Below are 20,504 nucleotides of genomic sequence, written 5' to 3'. Positions count from 1 at the left end.
CCGATTGCGAAGGCGCGCCTATGACGAAGGGGGGCGTTCATGTCAACCCTCGACAGAGGGCAGTGCGCGGCCTAGTCAGCAGCGCCATGACTCCCGAAGACTATACGACCATGGGGCAGGTCCGCGCCGGCGTCGATGCCATCGACCGGCAGCTCGTCGCGCTGCTGGCCGAGCGCTTCGCTCATATGCGCGCCGCCGCCCGGATCAAGCCCGAACGCGGCCAGGTGCGCGACGAGGCGCGCAAGGCGCAGGTGATCGCCAATGCGCGGGCGGAAGCAGAGCGGCTGGGCGCTCCGGCCGATACGGTCGCCGCCCTTTGGGAGCAGCTGGTCGAAGCGTCCATCGCCTATGAGATGGAGGCATTCGACCGCTCGCGAGACGACACCCACACCCGTTCGCCCTGAGCGAAGTCGAAGGGCAAGGCTGAGCGTAGCGAAGCCCTCACTCCGTTCGGGAGAAGGCTTCGACTTTGCTCAGCCGAACGGAGGATGGGTTGAGGTCAGCGCGACCGCGGGTTGCCCAGCGCCGAGAGAACACCGCGCAGGGTGCGCACCTCCAGATGGTTCCAGCCCGGCTTGGTCAGCAGGTTGCGCAAGGTCCGCTTCGTGGCCGGCGCGCGATCGGGCGGGAAGAAATAGCCGGCATTCTCCAGCAGTTCCTCGAACTGGGCGATCATGCCCTCCAGTTCCGCCTGTGGCGCGGGCTCGCCCAGGTCCGTGACGGTCGGCTGCTCCAGCGCGGCTTGCTTCGACCATTCATAGGCGCACAGGATCACCGCCTGGGCGAGGTTCAGCGAGCCGAATTCCGGGTTGATCGGCACGGTCAGGATCTTGCGGGCGAGCGCGACGTCCTCGGTCTCCAGCCCGGAGCGTTCCGGTCCGAAGACGAAGGCGCTGCGGCCCTGCACTGAGTGGATCTCCCGCGCTGCCTCTTCCGGGGTCACGACCGGCTTGGTCACGCCGCGCTTGCGCACCGTGGTCGCATAGACATGGGCGCAGTCCGCCACGGCGTCGGCCAGCGTCTCGAACACCTCCGCCTGGTCGAGGATGAAGTCCGCGCCCGCGGCGGACGGGCCAGCATCGGGATTGGGCCAGCCGTCACGCGGGGACACGAGGCGCATTTCGGTCAGCCCGAAATTGAGCATGGCGCGGGCGGCCTTGCCGATATTCTCGCCGAGCTGGGGGCGGACGAGGACGATGAGGGGCTTGGCCGATTCCTGCAATGGATTGATCTTGTTCGGGGTCTCGTCGCCTTCCGTTCGCCCTGAGCGAAGTCGAAGGGCGTCGCTGAGCGAAGGCGAAGCATGGGAAACGGAAGCCTTTTTCAGCTTCTCCCAATTTTCCGCGATCAGCGCCTCCTTCTTCTTGCGCGACCATCCCTTGATTTGAAGCTCGCCTGCCAGCGCTTCCGCGCGCGTCGAGAATTCCGCCGACCAGACCAGCTCTATGGGGCGACGGTCGCGAGTGTACCCAACAAGGACACCCGATTGATGCTGTGCAAGGCGCGTTTCGAGATCGTCGGTGTGCCCCGTGTAGTAGGAACCGTCAGCGCAGCGCAGGATGTAGGCATGAAAGGACATCGCAGCTATTGACCTCGCTGCGCTCGGTCGAGCCCTTCGACTTCGCTCAGGGCGAACGGGGGCAGGAAAGCGCGCCGTTCTCGACATGCTCGAACCGAACGGATGCTGGTGGGGTGAAGGCTATTCACGCCCCACCTCCTTCACCGTGCCCGCGAACTCCTCGAAATCCTTCGCATCGGTGAAATCCTTGTAGACGCTGGCGAAGCGGATGTAGGCGACGCTGTCGAGGCGCTTCAGGCCCTCCATGACCATCTCTCCGATCGCGCGGGCGGGAACCTCGCCGTCGCCGCTGGTCTCCAGCTGGCGCTGGATGCCGGAGATCAGCTTTTCGATCCGGCTCGGGTCGATCGGGCGCTTGCGGCAGGCGATGCCGATCGAGCGGGCGAGCTTGTCGCGCTCGAAGGCTTCCTTGCGGCCCTCGCTCTTCACCACCCAGATGTCGCGGAGCTGGATGCGTTCGAAGGTCGTGAAGCGGGCGGCGCACGCTTCGCACTGGCGCCGGCGGCGGATGGCATTGCCATCCTCCGTCGGGCGGCTGTCCTTCACCTGGCTGTCTTCATGGGAACAGAAGGGGCAGCGCATGGGATCAATACCTCCGTTCGTCCTGAGTAGCCGTTGAGCCTGCCGAAACGGCGTATCGAAGGACATATGTCGCGTGCGACCCTTCGATACGGGTCTTCGACTTCGCTCAGCCCCTACTCAGGGCGAACGGGGGAAGGCAAGCCTCCCCCTGGTTTCTCAATAGATCGGGAAACGGCTCGTCAGCGCCAGCACCTTCTCGCGCACATGCGTTTCCACTTGGCCGTCGCCCTCGTCGCCGTTGCGCTTCAGGCCATCCACCACTTCGGCGATCAGGCGGCCGATCTCGCGGAACTCCTCCTCGCCGAAGCCGCGGGTCGTGCCCGCCGGCGTGCCAAGGCGCACGCCCGAGGTCACGAAGGGGCTGGCCGTGTCGAACGGCACGTTGTTCTTGTTGCAGGTGATGTAGGCGCGGTCGAGCGCCTTTTCGGCGGCCTTGCCGGTGGTGTTCTTGGCGCGCAGGTCGACCAGCATCAGGTGGTTGTCGGTGCCGCCCGACACGATCGATAGGCCCGCGTCGGCCAAAGTCGCCGCCAGCGCCTTGGCGTTCGCCACGATCTGGTGGGCATAGGCCTTGAACTCGGGCGTCAGCGCTTCCTTGAAGGCCACCGCCTTGGCCGCGATGATGTGCATCAGCGGGCCGCCCTGGAGGCCGGGGAAGATCGCGCTGTTCAGCTTCTTGGCGATCGCCTCGTCATTGGAGAGGATGATGCCCGAGCGGGGGCCGCGCAGCGACTTGTGGGTCGTGGTGGTGGTGACATGGGCATAAGGCACCGGCGACGGGTGCGCGCCGCCCGCGACCAGGCCGGAGAAGTGCGACATGTCGGCGAGCAGGTAGGCGCCGACCTCGTCCGCGATCTCACGGAAGCGCGTGAAGTCCCAGGTCCGCGAATAGGCGGTGCCGCCGCAGATGATGAGCTTGGGCTTGTTCTCGCGGGCGATGCGGGCGACCTCGTCCATGTCGATCAGATGATCGTCCTCGCGCACGCCATAGGGCACGACCTTGAACCACTTGCCGCTCATGTTCACGGGCGATCCGTGCGTCAGGTGCCCGCCCGAGGACAGGTCGAGGCCCATGAAGGTATCGCCCGGCTGGAGCAGCGCCAGGAACACCGCCTGGTTCATCTGGCTGCCGCTGTTGGGCTGGACGTTGGCGAAGTTCGCGCCGAACAGCTGCTTGGCACGCTCGATTGCCAGCGTTTCGACCACGTCGGCATATTCGCAGCCGCCATAGTAGCGCTTGCCGGGATAGCCCTCGGCATATTTGTTGGTGAAGATCGAGCCGGCGGCTTCCAGCACCGCCTTCGACACGATGTTCTCGGACGCGATCAGTTCGATCTTGTCCTGCTGGCGCTTCAGTTCCTTGCCGATCGCATCGAAGATCTCCGGATCGGCGCTCGCCAGGTCCTCGCTGAAGAAACCCGCCTGGCGGATGGGCTGGGAAAGGGTGGTGGTGCTCATGATCGGTCCTTTCAGAGCGCGGGGTTCGACAGTTTTTCGACGCGCGGGCCGTGACGGCCGCCGCCGAAGTCGGTCGTGAGGAAGGCAGTGACACAGGCCTTGGCCATGTCCACGCCGGTCAGGCGGGCGCCCATGGCCAGAACATTGGCGTCGTTATGCTCGCGCGACAGCGCTGCGGAGAGCGGCTCGCCGACCAGCGCGCAGCGGCAGGCGGGGTTGCGGTTCACCGCGATCGAGATGCCGATGCCCGATCCGCAGAGCGCGATGCCACGTTCCGCCGTACCCGCCGCGATGGCTGTCGCGAGCTTGTAACCATAATCGGGATAATCGACGCGGTCAGCGGTGGCTGGGCCGAGGTCTTCGACCTCATGGCCCTCGTCGCGCAGCCATTGCGCAAGCTCCGCCTTCAGGTCGACGGCGGCGTGATCGGAAGCGATGGCGATTTTCATGAGCCTGCTGTCCCCGCGGGGTGATTCGTTTGCGCGCCTATTAGGGGCACGGGCGAGAGATTGCCACCTTGGACCATCGCACCTATGGGCGGGCCATGGCAGGCACCCTTCTCTCCATCCTGATGCTGGCGGGCGTCGTGCTCACCGGTGGCGGCATCCATGCGCTGGTGAAGAGGCGCGACCGCAAGCGCGGCCTGTTGATGATCCTCGCCGGGATCGTGATGTTCGCCAATGTGGCGATCAGCGCGATTCCGGGACCGGACCTGCCGGTACTGGAACGGAAGTAGCGCCAGCGCGGCGAGCAGGTCGGTCTGGGGCACCAGACCCTGTAGCCGGCGATCGGCATCGACCACCACCGCCTCGCGCCGGGTGCCGCTGCCGAAGGCCAATCCCGGCTTGTCGCACGGACCGGCCGTTTCAGGATGTCAGGCGGTGGGGCCGGCAGTCGCGGGCTCTGCTGCCGGTCCGCTGGCCGGTGCGTCGTCCGGCGTCGTGCTGCCATAGGGCAGGGCGGGCGCCAGGGGCTGCGCGTCCTCGGGAACGGTCCCGGTCGGTTCCGCCGGGGCGGTGCGGCCGTGCAGCGCGTCGATCTCCGCCTGGCGCTGGCGCAGATAATTGTCCCGCACCGTGGCATAGGGATCGGCGCTGGCGCGGATCGCCTCGACCTCGTTCTGCGACTCGGCACGCTCGTCGAGCAGGCGCACGGTGGTGGTCGGAATGGCGAAGGCGGGATCGTTGAACGGCTGGCCCACGGCGGCCGGCAACACCGACAGATCCACCACGCGGCCGAACAGGTCGCGCACGGTGGTCGGGCCGATCAGCGGCAGGTAGAGATAGGGACCCGTCTTTACGCCATAATAGCCGAGCGTGTAGCCGAAGCCATTGTTCCGGTGGGGCAGGTGAAAAGGTTTCTTCTTCGCGATGTCGAACAGACCGGCGAAGCCCAGCGTGCTGTTGACCGTGAAGCGCCCCAGCGTTTCCGCGCTCTTGCCGAGCTTGAACTGGAGCAGATAGTTCAGGAATACGATCGGTTCCGAAAGATTGCTCAGGATGTTGCGCAGGCCGCTGCGGATCGGGCTGGGCACTGCTTTCTTATAGCCCTGGGCGACGGGGCCGACCACGGCCTTGTCCACCGACTGGACAGCCTTGAAGGACTGGACATTGACTTCGTCAAGCGGGTCAGCAGGATCGGATTCGCGCGCGGTCACCACGATGCCGTCGCCCTGCGCCTGGTTGGGATCGGTCCCGGCAGGCGGATTGTCCTGCGGCGCGGCGGCACTGGGCTGGCCCAGCGCGATGGCGGCCGATGCGGCATCGACCTGCGGGGGAGGGGTTGCGTCGGCCTGGCTGCCGGCCATCAACAGGACTGTGGTGAAGGTGGTAAGGCTCAAGACGCTGCTGCTTTCCCTTTGGCACGAACCCCCGACTTGGGGTGTGCGGCGGCACTTTCAATAGGACGGCGCCGGTATCCACGTTCAGTGCGCCATCGCAACGGAAAAGGGGGCGCCCGCCGGGCGGCCCCTTCCAATCCTCGGCAAGCCGTTTCAGCGGATCGGCGAATCGGGGCTGAGCCGCATGTCGAGATAGTTGTCGACCGACTTCATCAGCTGGTCGAGTTCATGCTCGAAGAAATGGTTGGCGCCACGAATCTCGTCATGATGGATCGTGATGCCCTTCTGCGTGCGCAGCTTGTCGACCAGCTTCTGCACCGCGCTGGCGGTGACGACCTCGTCCGCCGTGCCCTGGACGATGATGCCGGAGGAAGGGCAGGGCGCCAGGAAGGAGAAGTCGTACATGTTGGCCGGCGGGGCCACGGAGATGAAGCCGCGGATTTCCGGCCGGCGCATCAGCAGCTGCATGCCGATCCACGCGCCGAAGGAGAAGCCGGCGATCCAGGTGGTCTGCGCTTCGGGATGGAAGCTCTGCACCCAGTCGAGCGCGGCCGCCGCGTCGCTGAGTTCGCCGATGCCGTTGTCGAACGTGCCCTGGCTGCGGCCCACGCCCCGGAAATTGAAGCGCAGCACCGCGAAGCCGCGCTTCACGAAGGTCTTGTAGAGCGCCTGGGTGATGCGGTCGTTCATCGTGCCGCCGCCCTGTGGGTGCGGGTGCAGGATCATGGCGACCGGCGCGCGGGGACGGGGCGGGGGGCTGAAGCGGCCTTCGAGGCGGCCTTCGGGTCCGGGGAAAATGACGTCGGGCATGGCACCTGTTATCGTTCTGGGCCGGCAGGCGGCGAGGGATGCGACAAAGCCCGGCAAGCCGTGCTGGCGCCGGGCGATTGTTGGCCTATATAGAAGCCGCCGCCATTTCCGCAATCAATGAGTAACAGGCTCTCCGTGGCCGCTGCCGATCGCCTCTATCTCGACCATGCCGCGACCACGCCCATGCTGCCGGAGGCAAGAGCCGCTATGGTGGAGGCTCTGGCGCGCTGGGCCAACCCGTCCAGTCCCCATGCTGACGGCCGCGCGGCGCGGGCGGAACTGGAGGACGCGCGGTCGCGCATCGCCGCGGCGCTGGACTGGCCGGGACATGTGATTTTCACCTCTGGCGCCAGCGAGGCGATCGCGATCGGGTTGGGCCGCGCGAAGGCGGGGCGGATCGTGACGTCGCCCGTGGAGCATGATTCGGTGTTGCGCGTGACGCCGGGGGCGGAAAGGCTTGAGGTGGACGGAGAGGGCATCCTTTTTTCTCTTCGTCATCCCCGCGCAGGCGGGGATCCATCTCCTGCCCTGTTCCCCGCCGCAGCATCGGAGATGGATTCCCGCCTGCGCGGGAATGACGGATATAAGGAGAAGATTCTCCTCGCCATCCAGCATGTCAACAACGAGACCGGCGTGATCCAGCCGCTCGACGCGTTTCCCCGCGACGACGCGATCCTGTTCGCCGACTGTGCGCAGAGTGCGGGCAAGCTGCCGCTGCCCGATGCCGACATGATTGCGATCAGCGCGCACAAGTTTGGCGGGCCGCCCGGTGTCGGTGCGCTGCTGTTGCGCGACCTTGCGCTGATCGAGCCGAGCGGTGGTCAGGAACAGGGCTATCGCATGGGGACCGAGAATCTGCCCGGCATCCTCGCCATGGCAGCGGCCCTTGAGGCGCGGAGCGAGTGGATTTCCACCGCGGCGGACCTGCGCGTGCGGCTCGATGCCGCGGTCGAGGCGGTGGGTGGGGAGGTGGTTGCCCGCGATGCGCCACGCATCCCTTCTATCGCGAGCTATCGCATGCCAGGGCTTTCCGCCCGCGCGCAACTCATTCAGTTCGATTTGGCCGGCATCTCCGTTTCTGCGGGCAGCGCCTGTTCATCGGGTTCGCTCAAGCCCAGCCATGTGCTTTCTGCCATGGGCTGGGACGAGGCGGCGGCGGGCGAGGTGGTGCGCGTCAGCTTCGGCCCGCAGACGGGCGAGGCCGATATCGACCGCTTTCTGTCCAGCTGGACCGCCATGGCGGAGCGCGCCCGGCGATGATCTATCTAGATTATCAGGCGACCACGCCGCTCGCCCCCGAAGCCTTCGAGGCGATGGTGCCGCTGCTGCGCGACCAGTTCGCCAACCCGCACAGCGCCCATCGCCCCGGCCGCGCCGCCGCCGCGGAGGTGGAGGTGGCGCGCGAGGAGATCGCCAAGCTGCTCCCATCCGGCGGCCGATTGCTCTTTACCTCCGGCGCGACGGAAGCGCTGAACATGGCGATCCGGGGCGCGCCGCCGGGCGGCATCGTCACCATCGCCACCGAGCACGCCGCCGTGCTCGACACGGTGGAGGCGATGGGCCGCGCCGAGCGATCCGTCACCATGCTGCCCGTCGACGGCGAAGGGCTGGTGGACCTCGCTGCCGCCGAACGGGCGATCGTGCCCGGCACGGCGCTGGTCGCCGCCATGCTCGTCAACAACGAGATCGGCGTCATCCAGCCGGTCGAGGCGCTTGCAGCCCTCGCGCATCGTGCGGGCGCGCTGTTCCTGTGTGACGCCGTGCAGGGCTATGGCCGCGTGCCGATCCCCGACCGCTGCAACATGGTCGCGATCAGCGGGCACAAGATCCATGGCCCCAAGGGCATCGGCGCGCTCTGGCTGCGGGAAGGCGTCACCCTGACCCCGCTGATCCACGGGGGAGGCCAGGAGGGCGGACTGCGATCGGGCACGCTCTCGCCCGCGCTCTGCGCGGGGTTCGGGACGGCAGCGCGGCTGATGCGGGAACGGGCGGAGGCCGACCGGGCGCATGTCGAATCACTTTGGGCGCTGGCGCGCGACCGGATGGACGACTGGACGCTGAACGGCAGCGGGGACGCGCGCTACCACGGTAATCTCAACATCCGCCGCGACGGCATCGATGGCGCTAGATTGTTGTCCGATTGCCGCAATATGGCTTTTTCGCTCGGCAGCGCTTGCGCGAGCGGGTCGGGACGGCCTAGCCATGTGCTGCGCGCGCTCGGCCTGACGGATAGGCAGGCGCGGGGATCGGTGCGGATCGGCTTCGGCCGCTACACGACGCCGGCCGAGTTGGAGGATGCGATGAAGGCGATCAGGGAGGCGGCAGCCGCACAAGCGGCGCCGTGATAGAGGGAGCGTCGCAAGGGTCATGACAAGGGTCGTCTTCATCAGCGCGGACGGGCAGCAACTGCAGGAAGTGGATGCGCCGGCCGGATCGGTGCTGCTGGAGGTCGCGCAGGCCGCCGGACAGCCGCTGGAGGGCACATGTGAGGGGCAGATGGCCTGCTCCACCTGCCACGTCATCGTCGACGCCGCCGATTTCCCGAAATTGCCCCGGGCAAGCGAGGAGGAGGAGGACATGCTGGACCTAGCCGCCGCCGCGACCCGCACCAGCCGCCTGTCCTGCCAGATCGTGCTCGATGCGGCGCTGGACAGCCTGACCGTGCGCATGCCGGGCGAATCCTACAATATGCAGGGGGTGCGATGACGCCGATGAAGCCAGCCGCTTGTCTCGCCGCAATCGCAGCCTGCCTGCTTGCCGCCATGCCCTCCACCAGTGCGCAGCCCAAGAAAACGCCTGCGAAGGAGAAGCAGGAGGAAGAAGCGCCGCGATTACCCTCGCTACTGCCCCCGCCGCCGCGCTATCTTGTGCCGCAGTCGGTGATGGCGTCGGTCCGAAACCCCAAGGATATCGAGCAGGAAACGGGCGGGCGCCTGGGCGTCGCGCTGGTCGACAAGGAGGGTGCTCTGATCCTGGGGTTCAACCGTGACGACCGTTTCGCCATGTGCTCGACCTTCAAGGCGCCGCTGGCGGCCGCCGTGCTGATGGGCGCCGACGCCGGCAAGTTCGGGCTGGAGGGGCAGATCCCCTTCACAAAGAACGACATTCTCGATTACGCCCCGGTGGTGAAGCAGAACCGCAAGCGCGGCCGGATGTCGATGGCCGAACTGGCCGAGGCGGCGGTGGAGGTGAGCGACAACAGTGCCGCCAACCTGCTGCTGCCGATGCTGGGAGGGCCGCAGGGGCTGACCGCCTTCTTCCGTGCCTATGGCGACAAGGTCACCCGCCTCGACCGCAACGAGCCGACGCTCAACGAGAATGCCGAGGGCGACCCGCGCGACACGACCACCCCCGCGGCGATGGCGGGCCTGATGGCGCGGCTGCTGTTCCGCGACATGAAGCCCGAAAGCGCCGAGCGGCTGCGGGGCTGGCTCAATGCCAACACCACCGGCGACAAGCGGATCAAGGCGGGCCTGCCCGAAGGCTGGACATCGGGCAGCAAGACCGGAACGTGCGGCAACGCCTATAATGACGTGGCGCTGGTCAAGTCGCCCAAGGGGGACGAATATATCCTGGCGGTCTATCTGGATCGGCCCACGGTTGACCAGAAGGCGTCCGAGGCGGCGATCGCCGAAGCTGCCCGCGCGGCGCTGGATTTCGTGAGCAAGGCGCAGAGGAGCGGGCTGGACTGAAGCGCGCGACCTCTTGCCATCCCTCGCCTCTTTCGCCATATGCCCCGCCGGGAGTCGGGCGGACGTGGCCGTCGCCAATCTGGTCAGGTCCTGACGGAAGCAGCCACAACGATTTCGTCGCGGGTCGTCCGGCTCTCACCTTTCCGCCGCTTCGCGCGGCCGTTGGACCTTCTGCTCATCTGCTGTAGAATCGCCCGGACATCCGATCCGAGGAGCCCCAGCCATGTATGTCGCAGGACTGGTCATTCCCGTGCCCGAGGAAAAGATGGACGCCTATCGCACATGGGCGGAAAGGGGGGCGGATATCTTCCGCCGCTATGGCTGCCTGGAGGTTGTCGAATCCTGGGAGGATTTCGTTCCGGAGGGGAAGGAAACCGACTTCCGCCGCGCCGTCGCGGCAAAGCCGGGCGAGAAGATCGTGTTCGCCTGGCAGGTCTGGCCCGACAAGCAAAGCCTGGAGGCGGCCGAGGCGCGGATGCACGAGGACGGCGTCCTCGACGTCATGGGAGAGATACCGTTCGACGCCCGTCGCCTGATCCTTGGCTGCTTCGCGCCGATCTGCGTGGCGGGGCGGGAATGATGGTTTCCCCTTGATGCGGCTTCGACAGGCCCGCCTTCACCCGCTAGATTGATCCGATGTCCGATTCCCCCCAGCCCTATCGCGTGCTCGCGCGCAAATACCGGCCGCGTAATTTCCGCGAGCTGATCGGACAGGATGCGATGGTCCAGACGCTGGGCAATGCCATCCGGCGCGGGCGGCTGGCGCACGCCTTCCTGATGACCGGCGTGCGCGGCGTGGGCAAGACATCCACCGCGCGCCTGATCGCGAAGGCGCTGAACTGCATCGGCCCGGACGGACAGGGCGGCCCGACGATCGATCCCTGCGGCGTCTGCGAGCCGTGCGTCGCCATCGCCGAAGGACGCCATATCGACGTGATCGAGATGGACGCCGCCAGCCACACCGGCGTCGACGACGTGCGCGAGATCATCGAGGCGGTGCGCTATGCGGCGGTTTCGGCGCGTTACAAGGTCTACATCATCGACGAAGTCCACATGCTGTCGAAGAACGCCTTCAACGCGCTCTTGAAGACGCTGGAAGAGCCACCGGCGCATGTGAAGTTCCTGTTCGCCACGACCGAGGTGAACAAGGTGCCCGTGACGGTGCTTTCCCGCTGCCAGCGGTTCGACCTGCGCCGCATCCCAGCGGAAATGCTGGCCGCGCATTTCGCCCATGTGGTTGCGGCGGAGCATGTTGCTGCGGAGCCCGATGCGCTGTCCCTGATCGCGCAGGCCGCCGAGGGATCGGCGCGCGACGGCCTCTCGATCCTCGATCAAGCGATCGCCCATGCGGAAATGGGGGAGGGCGCCCCGCTCGTCACCGCCGCGCAGGTGCGGGAAATGCTGGGCCTGTCTGATCGTGGATCGGTCCGCCGCCTGCTCGGCCTGCTGCTGGAGGGCGAAACGGGGCCACTGCTCGCGGCGGTGCGCGATCAATATGCGCTGGGCGTGGAGCCGCTGGCGCTGATGCGCGGCCTGTTGGAGCTGGTTCACGCCGTGACCCTGGTGAAGGCGGGGCGCGACATTGCCAGCCCCGGCCAGTCGGCGGAGGAGCGCGAGGCGATTGCCGACTGGGCGGCGCAGATCGGATTCGCGCCGCTGCACAGGCTCTGGCAGCTTCTCCTCAAGGGGCATGACGAGGTGGCCAGCGCGGTGCTGCCGATTGAAACCTGTGAAATGGCGCTGCTGCGCGTGATGCACGCCGCGACCATGCCCGATCCGGGCGAGATCGCGCAGCTCCTGCGTGGGGGCGTGCCGGCGGCTGGGGCCGTGGAGGCCCCCGCGACGCCGCCGTCCGGCCCCGAAGCCCGCTTGCCCGCGACCTTCGAGGATCTCATCGAGGCCTTCTGGCAGCGGGGAAAGGGGCAGCTCGCGCAGGAGATGCACGACTGTATCGGCCTGGTTCGCTACGCTCCACCCGAGCTGGATTATCGGCCGACCCCTTCGCTGCCGTCCGATTTCGCCGCGCGTATCACGCCGGCTTTGCGTGAGGTGACCGGCGTAGCCTGGCGGGTGGCGCAGGTCGACGGCCCCGCCAACCCGACATTGCTGGAACAGGAACAACGAAAAGCCGCTGACACGCGCGCGGCGATACGCGAAACCCCGGTGGTCAAGGCGGCATTGGCCGCCTTCCCCGATGCCGAGCTGGACGACCGGCTCGAACCATGGAGTGCAGAAAGATGAAGGACCTGAACGAAATACTCGGCATGGCGAATCGCGTGCAGGAGGAACTGCAGCGGGCGCAGGAGAATCTCGATAAGATCGAGGTGGAGGGCGCCGCTGGCGGCGGCCTGGTGAAGGTCCGTGCCTCCGCAAAGGGGCGCATCCTGGGGGTCCAGATCGACGAAAGTCTGCTCGCGCCTTCGGAGAAGCAGATGCTGGAGGATTTGATCACGGCCGCCTTCAACGACGCGCGCAAAAAGGCTGACGAGACCAGCTCCGCCGAAATGGCCAAGATGACCAGCGGCCTGCCGCTGCCCCCCGGTTTCAAGCTGCCTTTCTGAAACGGACCATGTGGCGGATAAGCCGCCGTTCATCGTTGCGATATTATGACGGTGCGATTGATCGGCTGGACGGTCGTCACCATAAAGACGGCTAACCTGAGTTTAGGGCCGCGGATGCGGCCCCGGAGTGTGAATGACTACGCAATATCCTCTTTTGCCGCTGCGTGACATCGTCGTCTTCCCGCAGATGATCGTTCCGTTGTTCGTCGGTCGCGACAAGAGCGTCTCGGCGCTCGAGGCGGCGATGGAGGGCAGCAAGGAAATCTTCCTGGTGTCCCAGCTCGACCCCGCCGAGGACGATCCGGGCCGCGATGCGCTGTACGACACCGGCGTCGTCGCCGTGGTGCTTCAACTGCTGAAGCTGCCCGACGGCACGGTCCGCGTGCTGGTGGAAGGCAAGCATCGCGCCCAGCTGGTCGATATTCTTGCCGCCGAGGGCCATCTGACCGCCGAAGTCGTGTCCGTGGAGGAAGCCGAGGCGGAGGGACCGGAGGCTGCGGCGCTGATGCGGTCGGTTGCCGAGCAGTTCGAGAATTACGCCAAGCTCAACAAGAAGCTGCCGGCGGAGACGCCGGTGCAACTGCGCGAGATTGAGGACGCCGGGCGCCTGGCCGACGCGGTCGCCGCGAACATCAACGTCAAGGTCGCCGACAAGCAATCGCTGCTGGTCGAGGCCGATCCGGTCAAGCGGCTGGAGATGGTCTTCGCCTTCATGGAGGGCGAACTGGGCGTTCTGCAGGTCGAGAAGAAGATCCGCGGGCGCGTGAAGCGCCAGATGGAGAAGACCCAGCGCGAATATTATCTGAACGAACAACTGAAGGCGATCCAGCGCGAGCTGGGCAATGGCGAGGGCGAAGAGGGTGACGAACTCGCCGAACTCACCGAAAAGATCGCCAAGGCCAAGCTGAGCAAGGAAGCGCGCGCCAAGGCCACGGCCGAGCTGAAGAAGCTGAAGGCCATGCAGCCCATGTCGGCCGAAGCGACGGTGGTGCGCAATTATCTCGACGTGCTGCTGGGGCTCCCCTGGGGCAAGAAGGGCAAGGTCAAGACCGACCTCAAGAAGGCGCAGGCGATCCTGGACGAGGATCATTTCGCGCTGGAGAAGGTCAAGGACCGGATCATCGAATATCTGGCCGTGCAGGCGCGCACCAACAAGCTGAAGGGGCCGATCCTGTGTCTCGTCGGCCCGCCGGGCGTGGGCAAGACCTCTCTCGGCCGCAGCATCGCGAAGGCGACCGGACGCGAGTTCGTGCGCCAGTCGCTGGGCGGCGTGCGCGACGAGGCGGAGATCCGCGGCCATCGCCGGACCTATATCGGGTCGCTGCCGGGCAAGATCGTCACCAACCTCAAGAAGGCGGGGACGATGAACCCGCTGTTCCTGCTGGACGAGATCGACAAGCTGGGCCAGGACTTCCGTGGCGATCCTGCCTCCGCCCTGCTGGAGGTGCTGGACCCGGAGCAGAACAGCAAGTTCCAGGACCATTATCTGGAGATCGATGTCGACCTGTCGGATGTCATGTTCGTGACGACCGCCAACTCGCTGAACCTGCCGCAGCCGCTGCTGGATCGCATGGAGATCATCCGGCTGGAGGGCTATACCGAGGACGAGAAGGTGGAGATCGCCCAGCGCCATCTGGTGCCCAAGCAGATCGACGCCCACGGCCTGAAGGAAGGCGAGTTCGAGGTGACCGAAACGGCCATCCGCGACCTCATCCGCTATTACACGCGCGAGGCCGGCGTCCGCACCCTGGAGCGTGAGGTGGCGCGCCTCGCGCGCAAGGCGCTGCGCAAGATCCTGGAAGGCGCCTATGACAAGGTGACCATCACGCCGGAAAATCTGGCGGACTATGCCGGCGTGCGGAAGTTCCGCCATGGCGTGGGCGAAGAGGAGAATCAGATCGGCGCCGTCACGGGCCTTGCCTGGACCGAGGTCGGCGGCGAGCTGCTGACGATCGAGGCGGTCACGGTGCCCGGCAAGGGCGCCATCAGGACCACCGGCAAGCTGGGCGAGGTGATGACCGAGTCCGTGCAGGCGGCCTTCTCCTATGTGAAGGCGCGCTCGCCGGGATACGGCATCAAGCCCAGCCTGTTCAACCGTAAGGACATCCATATCCACCTGCCCGAAGGCGCGGTGCCCAAGGACGGGCCGTCTGCCGGCATCGGCATGGTGACGAGCATCGTCAGCACGCTGACCGGCATCCCGGTCCGCAAGGACATCGCGATGACCGGCGAGGTGACGCTGCGCGGACGGGTGCTGCCGATCGGCGGCCTCAAGGAGAAACTGCTGGCGGCATTGCGCGGCGGCATCAAGACCGTGCTGATCCCGGCCGAGAACGAGAAGGACCTGGCCGAGATTCCCGCCAACATCCGCGAAGGACTTGAGATCGTGCCCGTGGCCCATGTCGACGAGGTGCTGGCGCGTGCCCTGGCCGGTACGCCGGAAGCGATCGCCTGGACGGAGGAAGACGATCTGGCCGCCCAGCCGAATCCGGCGCCCGGGCGGGACGGCGACGCCACATTGCGGCACTGAGCGGCCGTCAAGCGGCGAACGGCCCCTATTTCCCGGTGATTTCGCAGATTTTGCGGCTTAATCCCGATTGTAACGGGGACTTCGTCGCTTTCCCTTTGACAGCGCTGGGAAGCTGCGCCTTATTGGCCCGCCTAGCCGCGATTCCTAGTCATCATATAGCTAAAAGGGGGTTCCCAAGGCATGAACAAGCAGGATCTGATCAGCGCGGTTGCCGAAAGCAGCGGCCTCAGCAAGAGCGACGCAACCAAGGCGGTAGAGGGCGTTTTCGACGCGATCACCGGCGCGCTGAAAAAGGGCGACGAAGTGCGCCTCGTAGGCTTCGGCACTTTCTCCGTTTCTCAGCGCAAGGCTTCGACCGGCCGTAATCCGCGCACCGGCGAGACCATGACCATCAAGGCGTCCAGCCAGCCCAAGTTCAAGGCCGGCAAGGGTCTGAAGGACTCGGTCAACTAAGAGCGAGCAGGGGCGTACCCCTTGGGGGACGCCTGGCTCCTCGAATGTCCGGCGTCGCGGCCGAAAGGTTTAGGAGAGTAGCGCAGCAACAGGCCGATGCGGCCATGCCGCGCAGGAATGCCGAAGGTGAAAGGGGATGGAGGCGAGCGCTTCCGTCCCCTTTCTATTTGACCCGCCGGTCAGGGCGAAGAGAGTTCCGGCTTTCGCCCGAGGACCGAGAAAGGCGGCTTGACGCGGCCGGATCGGGCGCATATGTGCCCCTTCTCTTACGGGCCAAACGGCCCTGTGGCGATCGTAGCTCAGTCGGTTAGAGCGCTGGTTTGTGGTACCAGAGGTCGTGGGTTCGGATCCCATCGGTCGCCCCATTTCTTCCCAAAGCGCTGTTTTTGCATGGTCAGGCGGGTGAGACGAAGCTGTCCATCACCCGCTTGCGCCCGGCCGTCTCGAAATCGATTTCCAGCTTGTTGCCCTCGATCTCCGCGACGGTGCCGTAGCCGAACTTTTGGTGGAAGACGCGCAGGCCCACGGCCATGTCGCTGCGGCCCTTGTTGCCGAGCGACACGGCAGAGGCGCGCGCTTCGACGATACGCACGGGTTCGCGGCTGAACTGGCCCGACGATTGCGCACGCTGCCAGCCAGGCCCGCGGCCGGTGCCGCGCGCGACATCGGCGAAGGGATCGGCCCGTTCCGACCAGTTGGCGCGCCAGAGCGAGGCGCCGCCCGCCATGCTGCTTTCCGCCTCCACATGCTCGCCCGGCAGCTCGCCGACGAAGCGCGAGGGGATGGAACTGGTCCACTGGCCGTAGATGCGGCGGTTGGCGGCGTGCAGGATGATGCAGCGTTTGCGCGCTCGGGTGATCGCGACATAGGCGAGCCGGCGTTCCTCCTCCAGGCTGTTGAGCCCGCCTTCGTCCAGCGCCCGCTGCGAGGGGAAGAGCCCTTCCTCCCAGCCAGCGAGGAAGACAGTGTCGAACTCCAGCCCCTTGGCGGCGTGGATGGTCATGATCGTGACCTTGCGCTCGTCCTGCTGCGCCTCATTGTCCATGACCAGGCTGACATGTTCGAGGAAGGCGCCCAGCGTCTCATATTCCTCCATCGCGCGCGCCAGCTCGGACAGGTTCTCCAGGCGGCCCGCACTCTCCGCGGTGCGCTCGGCCTGGAGCGTCGCGGTATAGCCGCTCTCGTCCAGAATCTGCCGCGCGAGTTCGGCATGGGGCAGCTGCGCTGCGCGGTCGCGCCAGCGGGCGAGATCGCCGATGAAGGCGCCCAGCGCCCGGCGCGCCTGCGGCGTCAGCTCGTCGGTGTCGAGGATGCGCGCCGCCGCCAGCGTCAGCGGCACGCCCTCCGCGCGGGCGAGGCGGTGCAGCTTTTCCACCGCCTTGTCGCCCAGGCCCCGCTTGGGCACGTTGACGATCCGTTCGAAGGCGAGGTCGTCGGAGGGCTGGTTGACGAGCCGCAGATAGGCGAGCGCATCGCGGATTTCCGCGCGCTCGTAGAAGCGGAAGCCGCCGACGATGCGGTAGGGCAGGCCGATCTGGATGAAGCGGTCCTCGAACTCTCGGGTCTGGTGCTGGGCGCGAACCAGGATCGCGACCTCGTCCAGCGATCCGCCGCCGCGCTCGATCGCCTCGATCTCCTCGCCGACGCGGCGTGCCTCCTCCGGCCCATCCCACACGCCGATGACGCGCACCTTCTCGCCCACGTCGATGTCGGTCCAGAGCGTCTTGCCCAGGCGGTTGCCGTTCTCCGCGATCACCCCGGACGCGGCGCCCAGGATATGGGGGGTGGAGCGGTAATTCTGTTCCAGCCGCACGATCCTGGCGCCGGGGAAATCCTTTTCGAAGCGCAGGATGTTCGCCACCTCCGCGCCGCGCCAGCTATAGATGGACTGGTCGTCGTCGCCGACGCAGCAGATGTTCTTGCGCTGCTGCGCGAGCAGCCGGAGCCAGAGATACTGGCTGCTATTGGTGTCCTGATATTCGTCCACCATGATATATTTGAAGCGCTGCTGATACTGTTCCAGCACGTCCCTGTGCCGCTTCAATATGGTCAGAACATGCAGGAGCAAGTCTCCGAAATCACAGGCATTCACTTCGCGCAGTCGGGCCTGGTAGGCGGCATAGAGCTTCTGCCCCTTGCCGTTCGCATATCCCTCGCTCTCGCCCGCGCCGATCTCCTCCGGCGTCAGCCCCTTGTTCTTCCACTGGTCGATCACGCCGCCGAGCTGGCGGGCGGGCCAGCGCTTCTCGTCGATGCCCTCGGCCTGGATGAGCTGCTTCATCAGGCGCAGCTGGTCGTCGGTGTCGAGGATCGTGAAATTGGACTGGAGGCCGACAAGCTCCGCATGGCGGCGAAGCATCTTGGCGGCGATGGCGTGGAAGGTGCCGAGCCAGGGCATTCCCTCCACCGCGTCGCCGATCATCCGGCCGACGCGCTCGCGCATCTCGCGCGCGGCCTTGTTGGTGAAGGTGACTGCCAGGATTTCCGACGGCCATGCCCGGCGGGTCGCGATCAGATGGGCCAGCCGGGCCGTGAGCGCTGCCGTCTTGCCCGTGCCCGCGCCGGCCAGCACCAGCACCGGGCCTTCGGTCGTCAGCACCGCTTCCCGCTGCGGCGGATTGAGACCGCGCAGATAGGGCGGATCGTCGGGCGAAGGTGTGGGCAGGGTCATGGACTTCAACTAGGGATGGGGTGACGGGGGAGCAAGGGCAAGGCGCTTGCGGTTCGCTCCACTCTATGAGAACAAAAGGCGAATCATGCAAGGAGGAAGCCATGGCCACGGGTCGATGCCAATGCGGCGCCATTCGCTATTCGATACATGGGGAACCCGCCTATAGCGCTTTGTGTCATTGCGAGGATTGCCGCCGGAGCGCGGGGGCGCCGATGGTGGGCTGGGCATTGTTTGCGCATGACATGGTCGAGGTGCAGGGCGAACCGGTCGCCTACCAGTCGTCCGAGAATGCCACGCGGCATTTCTGCGGGAAGTGCGGGACCGGGCTGTTTTATACAAATCCGGCGATCTTTCCGGGCATGATCGATATCCAGACCGCGACGCTGGACGATCAGGCCCAGTTCCCGCCGGCCATCCATGTTCAGTTCGCGGAATCAGCACCCTGGATCGAGCAGATCCACGACCTGCCGAAGTTCGCCCGCTATCCGGCCGATTGAGTCGGGCTTTTCTTGCCCTCCGTTCGCGGTGCCAGAACAACGGTTCGTCGCGGCGGCGAGGAACGGCGGCGGCGGGCCGCAGGTTTTCTCGCTCGCCCATGCGGCAGAACGGGGTGAGAACAAGAAAGGATGTCCCGATGAAATGCATGATGCTGGCCAGCGCGGCGTTGCTGGCACTCGGCGCCGGAGCAGCGATCGCTCAGACCACTCCGGCCCCCACCACACCAGATATGGGGGCGCAGCCCGCAACCCCGCCTGCTCCCCAGGCCGATCCCAATGCCGGGCAACCGACGGGAGCCGTGCCTCCCACTGCCGGTATGGAGCCCGCGCCGGCAGGTGTGCCGCGCGACCCGTCGGCACCGGTCGGCTCTGCCGCCAACCCGGTGCAGTTGGGCGGCAATATGACGCCGCCGCCGACCGAAATGAAAGACTATCCGTTGTGCAGCCGGACGGTGCAGGACAGCTGCATCAATCCGAGCGAGGCGCGGAAGGTCAAGCGTCGCGGCTGATTGCCTGACTATGACCCGGGGAGGCGCGTCCCGCCTCCCCGGGTCGTCTAGGCTTCGGCGCGCAGCAGCGTGAGGCGTGCCTTGCCCACATCGCGCACCGTGTCGATCGCGAAGCCCTTGACTGCAACATCTTCGCGTCGATCGGTTTCGATGCTGATCCAGCTTGCCGGGCCGGTCCAGCCGAGGCGCGATAGCTTGTCGAGCGCAACGGCTCCCGCGCCGGTCCCATAGGGCGGGTCCATGAAGATCAGGTCCAGCGGCTGGGCGGCGGGGCCGAGCGAGAGCACGCTGGTCTGGTGAACATCCGGACGGACGCCGAGCTTGTCCCCATTGGCGCGGATCGTGTCGATCGCGGCGCGATCCTGCTCGACGAAGAGGCAGCTTGCCGCTCCGCGCGAGAGCGCCTCGAAGCCGAGCGCGCCGGAGCCTGCGAAGAAATCCCCGACGGCGAGTCCCTCGAACGAGCCGACGCGGCTCAGAAGCATCGAAAACAGCGTTTCCCGCGTACGATCGCCGGTCGGGCGGGTGGCATCGCCTTTCGGCGCCACCAGCGGACGTCCGCGCCATTGCCCGGCGATGATCCTCACGCCTTCAGTCCCTTCCTGAACACGATCAGGTCATGCTGCCGCACCTCCTCGACCGCGCCTTCGGCCAGTTCGCCGAGCTGGAAGGGACCATAGCTGGTGCGGATCAGCCGGTTGACCTTCAACCCCAGATGCTCGAGCACGCGGCGGACCTCCCGGTTCTTGCCTTCGGTCAGGGTCATCTCGATCCATTGGTTGCGGCCGGTGCGGCGTTCCAGATTGGCATCGATCCGCCCGTAGCGGATGCCGTCTATCTCCAGCCCGTCGAACAGATCCTCCAGCTGCGCCTGGCTGACCTCGCCGAAGGCGCGGGCACGGTAAGTGCGGGGGACGCCGGTCGCAGGCAGCTCCATCTGCCGCTTGAATTCGCCGTCGGTGGTCAGCAGCAGCAGCCCTTCGGTCGTCATGTCGAGCCGGCCGATCGGCATCACGCGCGGCAGGTCCGCCGGCAGCCGGTCGTATATCGTCGGCCGTCCCGCCGGATCACGCTCCGTGGTGAGGAAGCCCGAAGGCTTGTGGAACAGGAACAGGCGGGTGGGCGCCGGCTGGCTGACGGGCACACCATCCACGGTGACGCCATGAAGCGACGGCAGCAAGGTCGCGGGCGTGGTCACGGCCTCGCCGTTCAGCGCGATCCGGCCGCCCTCGATCATGCGCTCGATCTCCCGGCGGGACGCGACGCCAGCGCGGGCCAACAGCTTGGCGATGCGCTGCGGCTCGCCCTTGCCGCTGGCGGCG

The 20,504-nt window shown here is 66.4% G+C and carries 22 protein-coding genes, 1 tRNA gene and 1 other RNA gene; 15 read left to right on the top strand and 9 right to left on the bottom strand.

The window, feature by feature from the left end:
- Window positions 1-86: 86 nt before the first annotated feature.
- The gene (locus M529_RS44810) at window positions 87-404 is read left to right on the top strand and encodes a chorismate mutase (protein ID WP_021319769.1); all 318 of its coding nucleotides are present in this window, start codon (window positions 87-89) and stop codon (window positions 402-404) included.
- A 95-nt stretch (window positions 405-499) separates the two neighbouring features.
- Here M529_RS44810 and M529_RS0125150 read toward each other — a convergent pair whose 3' ends face one another.
- The 4 genes from M529_RS0125150 to rpiB form a co-directional block, all read right to left on the bottom strand.
- Complete coding sequence (locus M529_RS0125150; RefSeq protein WP_021319768.1) at window positions 500-1,579, bottom strand: TrmJ/YjtD family RNA methyltransferase; 1,080 nt, start codon at window positions 1,577-1,579, stop codon at window positions 500-502.
- Between the two features lie 120 nt (window positions 1,580-1,699).
- The gene (gene nrdR, locus M529_RS44805) at window positions 1,700-2,161 is read right to left on the bottom strand and encodes a transcriptional regulator NrdR (RefSeq protein ID WP_021319767.1); all 462 of its coding nucleotides are present in this window, start codon (window positions 2,159-2,161) and stop codon (window positions 1,700-1,702) included.
- Window positions 2,162-2,317: 156 nt separating this feature from the next.
- A complete protein-coding gene (gene glyA, locus M529_RS44800; protein ID WP_021319766.1) occupies window positions 2,318-3,619 on the bottom strand; it encodes a serine hydroxymethyltransferase in 1,302 nt (433 codons plus the stop codon).
- Between the two features lie 11 nt (window positions 3,620-3,630).
- Complete coding sequence (gene rpiB / locus M529_RS44795) at window positions 3,631-4,068, bottom strand: ribose 5-phosphate isomerase B (RefSeq protein WP_021319765.1); 438 nt, start codon at window positions 4,066-4,068, stop codon at window positions 3,631-3,633.
- A 95-nt stretch (window positions 4,069-4,163) separates the two neighbouring features.
- On the opposite strand from rpiB, the gene M529_RS44790 reads away from it, so the two are divergent.
- Window positions 4,164-4,355, top strand: a complete 192-nt coding sequence (locus M529_RS44790; RefSeq protein ID WP_031295585.1) for a hypothetical protein — start codon at window positions 4,164-4,166, stop codon at window positions 4,353-4,355.
- Window positions 4,356-4,493: 138 nt separating this feature from the next.
- Here M529_RS44790 and M529_RS44785 read toward each other — a convergent pair whose 3' ends face one another.
- Together M529_RS44785 and M529_RS44780 are read right to left on the bottom strand one after the other, a co-directional pair.
- Window positions 4,494-5,459 carry an MlaA family lipoprotein gene (locus M529_RS44785; RefSeq protein WP_021319763.1) on the bottom strand — a complete coding sequence of 322 codons (966 nt, stop codon included), beginning with the start codon at window positions 5,457-5,459 and terminating at the stop codon, window positions 4,494-4,496.
- A gap of 153 nt (window positions 5,460-5,612) precedes the next feature.
- Complete coding sequence (locus M529_RS44780) at window positions 5,613-6,269, bottom strand: alpha/beta hydrolase (protein ID WP_021319762.1); 657 nt, start codon at window positions 6,267-6,269, stop codon at window positions 5,613-5,615.
- A 117-nt stretch (window positions 6,270-6,386) separates the two neighbouring features.
- Here M529_RS44780 and M529_RS44775 point away from each other — a divergent pair, with 117 nt between their 5' ends.
- The 11 genes from M529_RS44775 to M529_RS44730 all read left to right on the top strand — a co-directional run bounded on the left by M529_RS44775 (window position 6,387) and on the right by M529_RS44730 (window position 15,870).
- Complete coding sequence (locus M529_RS44775) at window positions 6,387-7,529, top strand: cysteine desulfurase family protein (protein WP_031295579.1); 1,143 nt, start codon at window positions 6,387-6,389, stop codon at window positions 7,527-7,529.
- Window positions 7,526-8,614 carry a cysteine desulfurase family protein gene (locus M529_RS44770; protein ID WP_021319760.1) on the top strand — a complete coding sequence of 363 codons (1,089 nt, stop codon included), beginning with the start codon at window positions 7,526-7,528 and terminating at the stop codon, window positions 8,612-8,614. Before M529_RS44775 ends, M529_RS44770 begins: the two co-directional genes overlap by 4 nt.
- Window positions 8,615-8,636: 22 nt before the next feature.
- The gene (locus tag M529_RS44765; RefSeq protein WP_021319759.1) at window positions 8,637-8,975 is read left to right on the top strand and encodes a 2Fe-2S iron-sulfur cluster-binding protein; all 339 of its coding nucleotides are present in this window, start codon (window positions 8,637-8,639) and stop codon (window positions 8,973-8,975) included.
- Between the two features lie 56 nt (window positions 8,976-9,031).
- Window positions 9,032-9,961, top strand: coding sequence for an SGM family class A beta-lactamase (gene blaSGM / locus M529_RS44760; protein ID WP_051184106.1), 930 nt, complete (start codon window positions 9,032-9,034; stop codon window positions 9,959-9,961).
- A gap of 46 nt (window positions 9,962-10,007) precedes the next feature.
- Window positions 10,008-10,104: signal recognition particle sRNA small type (gene ffs, locus M529_RS48705), an RNA gene on the top strand.
- An 80-nt stretch (window positions 10,105-10,184) separates the two neighbouring features.
- Complete coding sequence (locus M529_RS44755; RefSeq protein WP_021319757.1) at window positions 10,185-10,541, top strand: DUF1428 domain-containing protein; 357 nt, start codon at window positions 10,185-10,187, stop codon at window positions 10,539-10,541.
- 56 nt (window positions 10,542-10,597) lie between these two features.
- A complete protein-coding gene (locus tag M529_RS44750) occupies window positions 10,598-12,202 on the top strand; it encodes a DNA polymerase III subunit gamma/tau (protein WP_021319756.1) in 1,605 nt (534 codons plus the stop codon).
- Complete coding sequence (locus M529_RS44745; RefSeq protein ID WP_021319755.1) at window positions 12,199-12,522, top strand: YbaB/EbfC family nucleoid-associated protein; 324 nt, start codon at window positions 12,199-12,201, stop codon at window positions 12,520-12,522. The genes M529_RS44750 and M529_RS44745 overlap by 4 nt, the downstream gene beginning before the upstream one ends.
- Window positions 12,523-12,655: 133 nt before the next feature.
- Window positions 12,656-15,052 (top strand): endopeptidase La, encoded by a 2,397-nt coding sequence (lon, locus tag M529_RS44740; protein WP_031295577.1) that lies wholly within the window; start codon window positions 12,656-12,658, stop codon window positions 15,050-15,052.
- A 180-nt stretch (window positions 15,053-15,232) separates the two neighbouring features.
- Window positions 15,233-15,505 carry an HU family DNA-binding protein gene (locus M529_RS44735; RefSeq protein ID WP_021319753.1) on the top strand — a complete coding sequence of 91 codons (273 nt, stop codon included), beginning with the start codon at window positions 15,233-15,235 and terminating at the stop codon, window positions 15,503-15,505.
- Window positions 15,506-15,793: 288 nt separating this feature from the next.
- Window positions 15,794-15,870: transfer RNA gene (locus tag M529_RS44730), tRNA-His, on the top strand.
- A 29-nt stretch (window positions 15,871-15,899) separates the two neighbouring features.
- On the opposite strand, the gene M529_RS44725 is transcribed toward M529_RS44730, so the two are convergent.
- Window positions 15,900-18,176, bottom strand: coding sequence for an ATP-dependent helicase (locus tag M529_RS44725; protein WP_021319752.1), 2,277 nt, complete (start codon window positions 18,174-18,176; stop codon window positions 15,900-15,902).
- A 101-nt stretch (window positions 18,177-18,277) separates the two neighbouring features.
- Between M529_RS44725 and M529_RS0125145 the strand changes: the two genes are divergently transcribed.
- Together M529_RS0125145 and M529_RS44720 are read left to right on the top strand one after the other, a co-directional pair.
- Window positions 18,278-18,673 carry a GFA family protein gene (locus M529_RS0125145; RefSeq protein ID WP_031295574.1) on the top strand — a complete coding sequence of 132 codons (396 nt, stop codon included), beginning with the start codon at window positions 18,278-18,280 and terminating at the stop codon, window positions 18,671-18,673.
- 137 nt (window positions 18,674-18,810) lie between these two features.
- A complete protein-coding gene (locus tag M529_RS44720; RefSeq protein ID WP_021319750.1) occupies window positions 18,811-19,182 on the top strand; it encodes a hypothetical protein in 372 nt (123 codons plus the stop codon).
- A 47-nt stretch (window positions 19,183-19,229) separates the two neighbouring features.
- On the opposite strand, the gene rsmD is transcribed toward M529_RS44720, so the two are convergent.
- Both rsmD and M529_RS44710 read right to left on the bottom strand, forming a co-directional pair.
- Window positions 19,230-19,769 carry a 16S rRNA (guanine(966)-N(2))-methyltransferase RsmD gene (gene rsmD, locus M529_RS44715; RefSeq protein ID WP_021319749.1) on the bottom strand — a complete coding sequence of 180 codons (540 nt, stop codon included), beginning with the start codon at window positions 19,767-19,769 and terminating at the stop codon, window positions 19,230-19,232.
- On the bottom strand, window positions 19,766-20,504 hold a 739-nt coding region (locus M529_RS44710; protein WP_021319748.1), incomplete at its 5' end, for a pseudouridine synthase. The genes M529_RS44710 and rsmD, both read right to left, overlap by 4 nt.

It is taken from the genome of Sphingobium ummariense RL-3 (assembly GCF_000447205.1).
Lineage (GTDB): Bacteria > Pseudomonadota > Alphaproteobacteria > Sphingomonadales > Sphingomonadaceae > Sphingobium > Sphingobium ummariense.
Note: the sequence above shows the minus strand (reverse complement) of the source record. Positions and strands in the feature narration are given on the sequence as shown.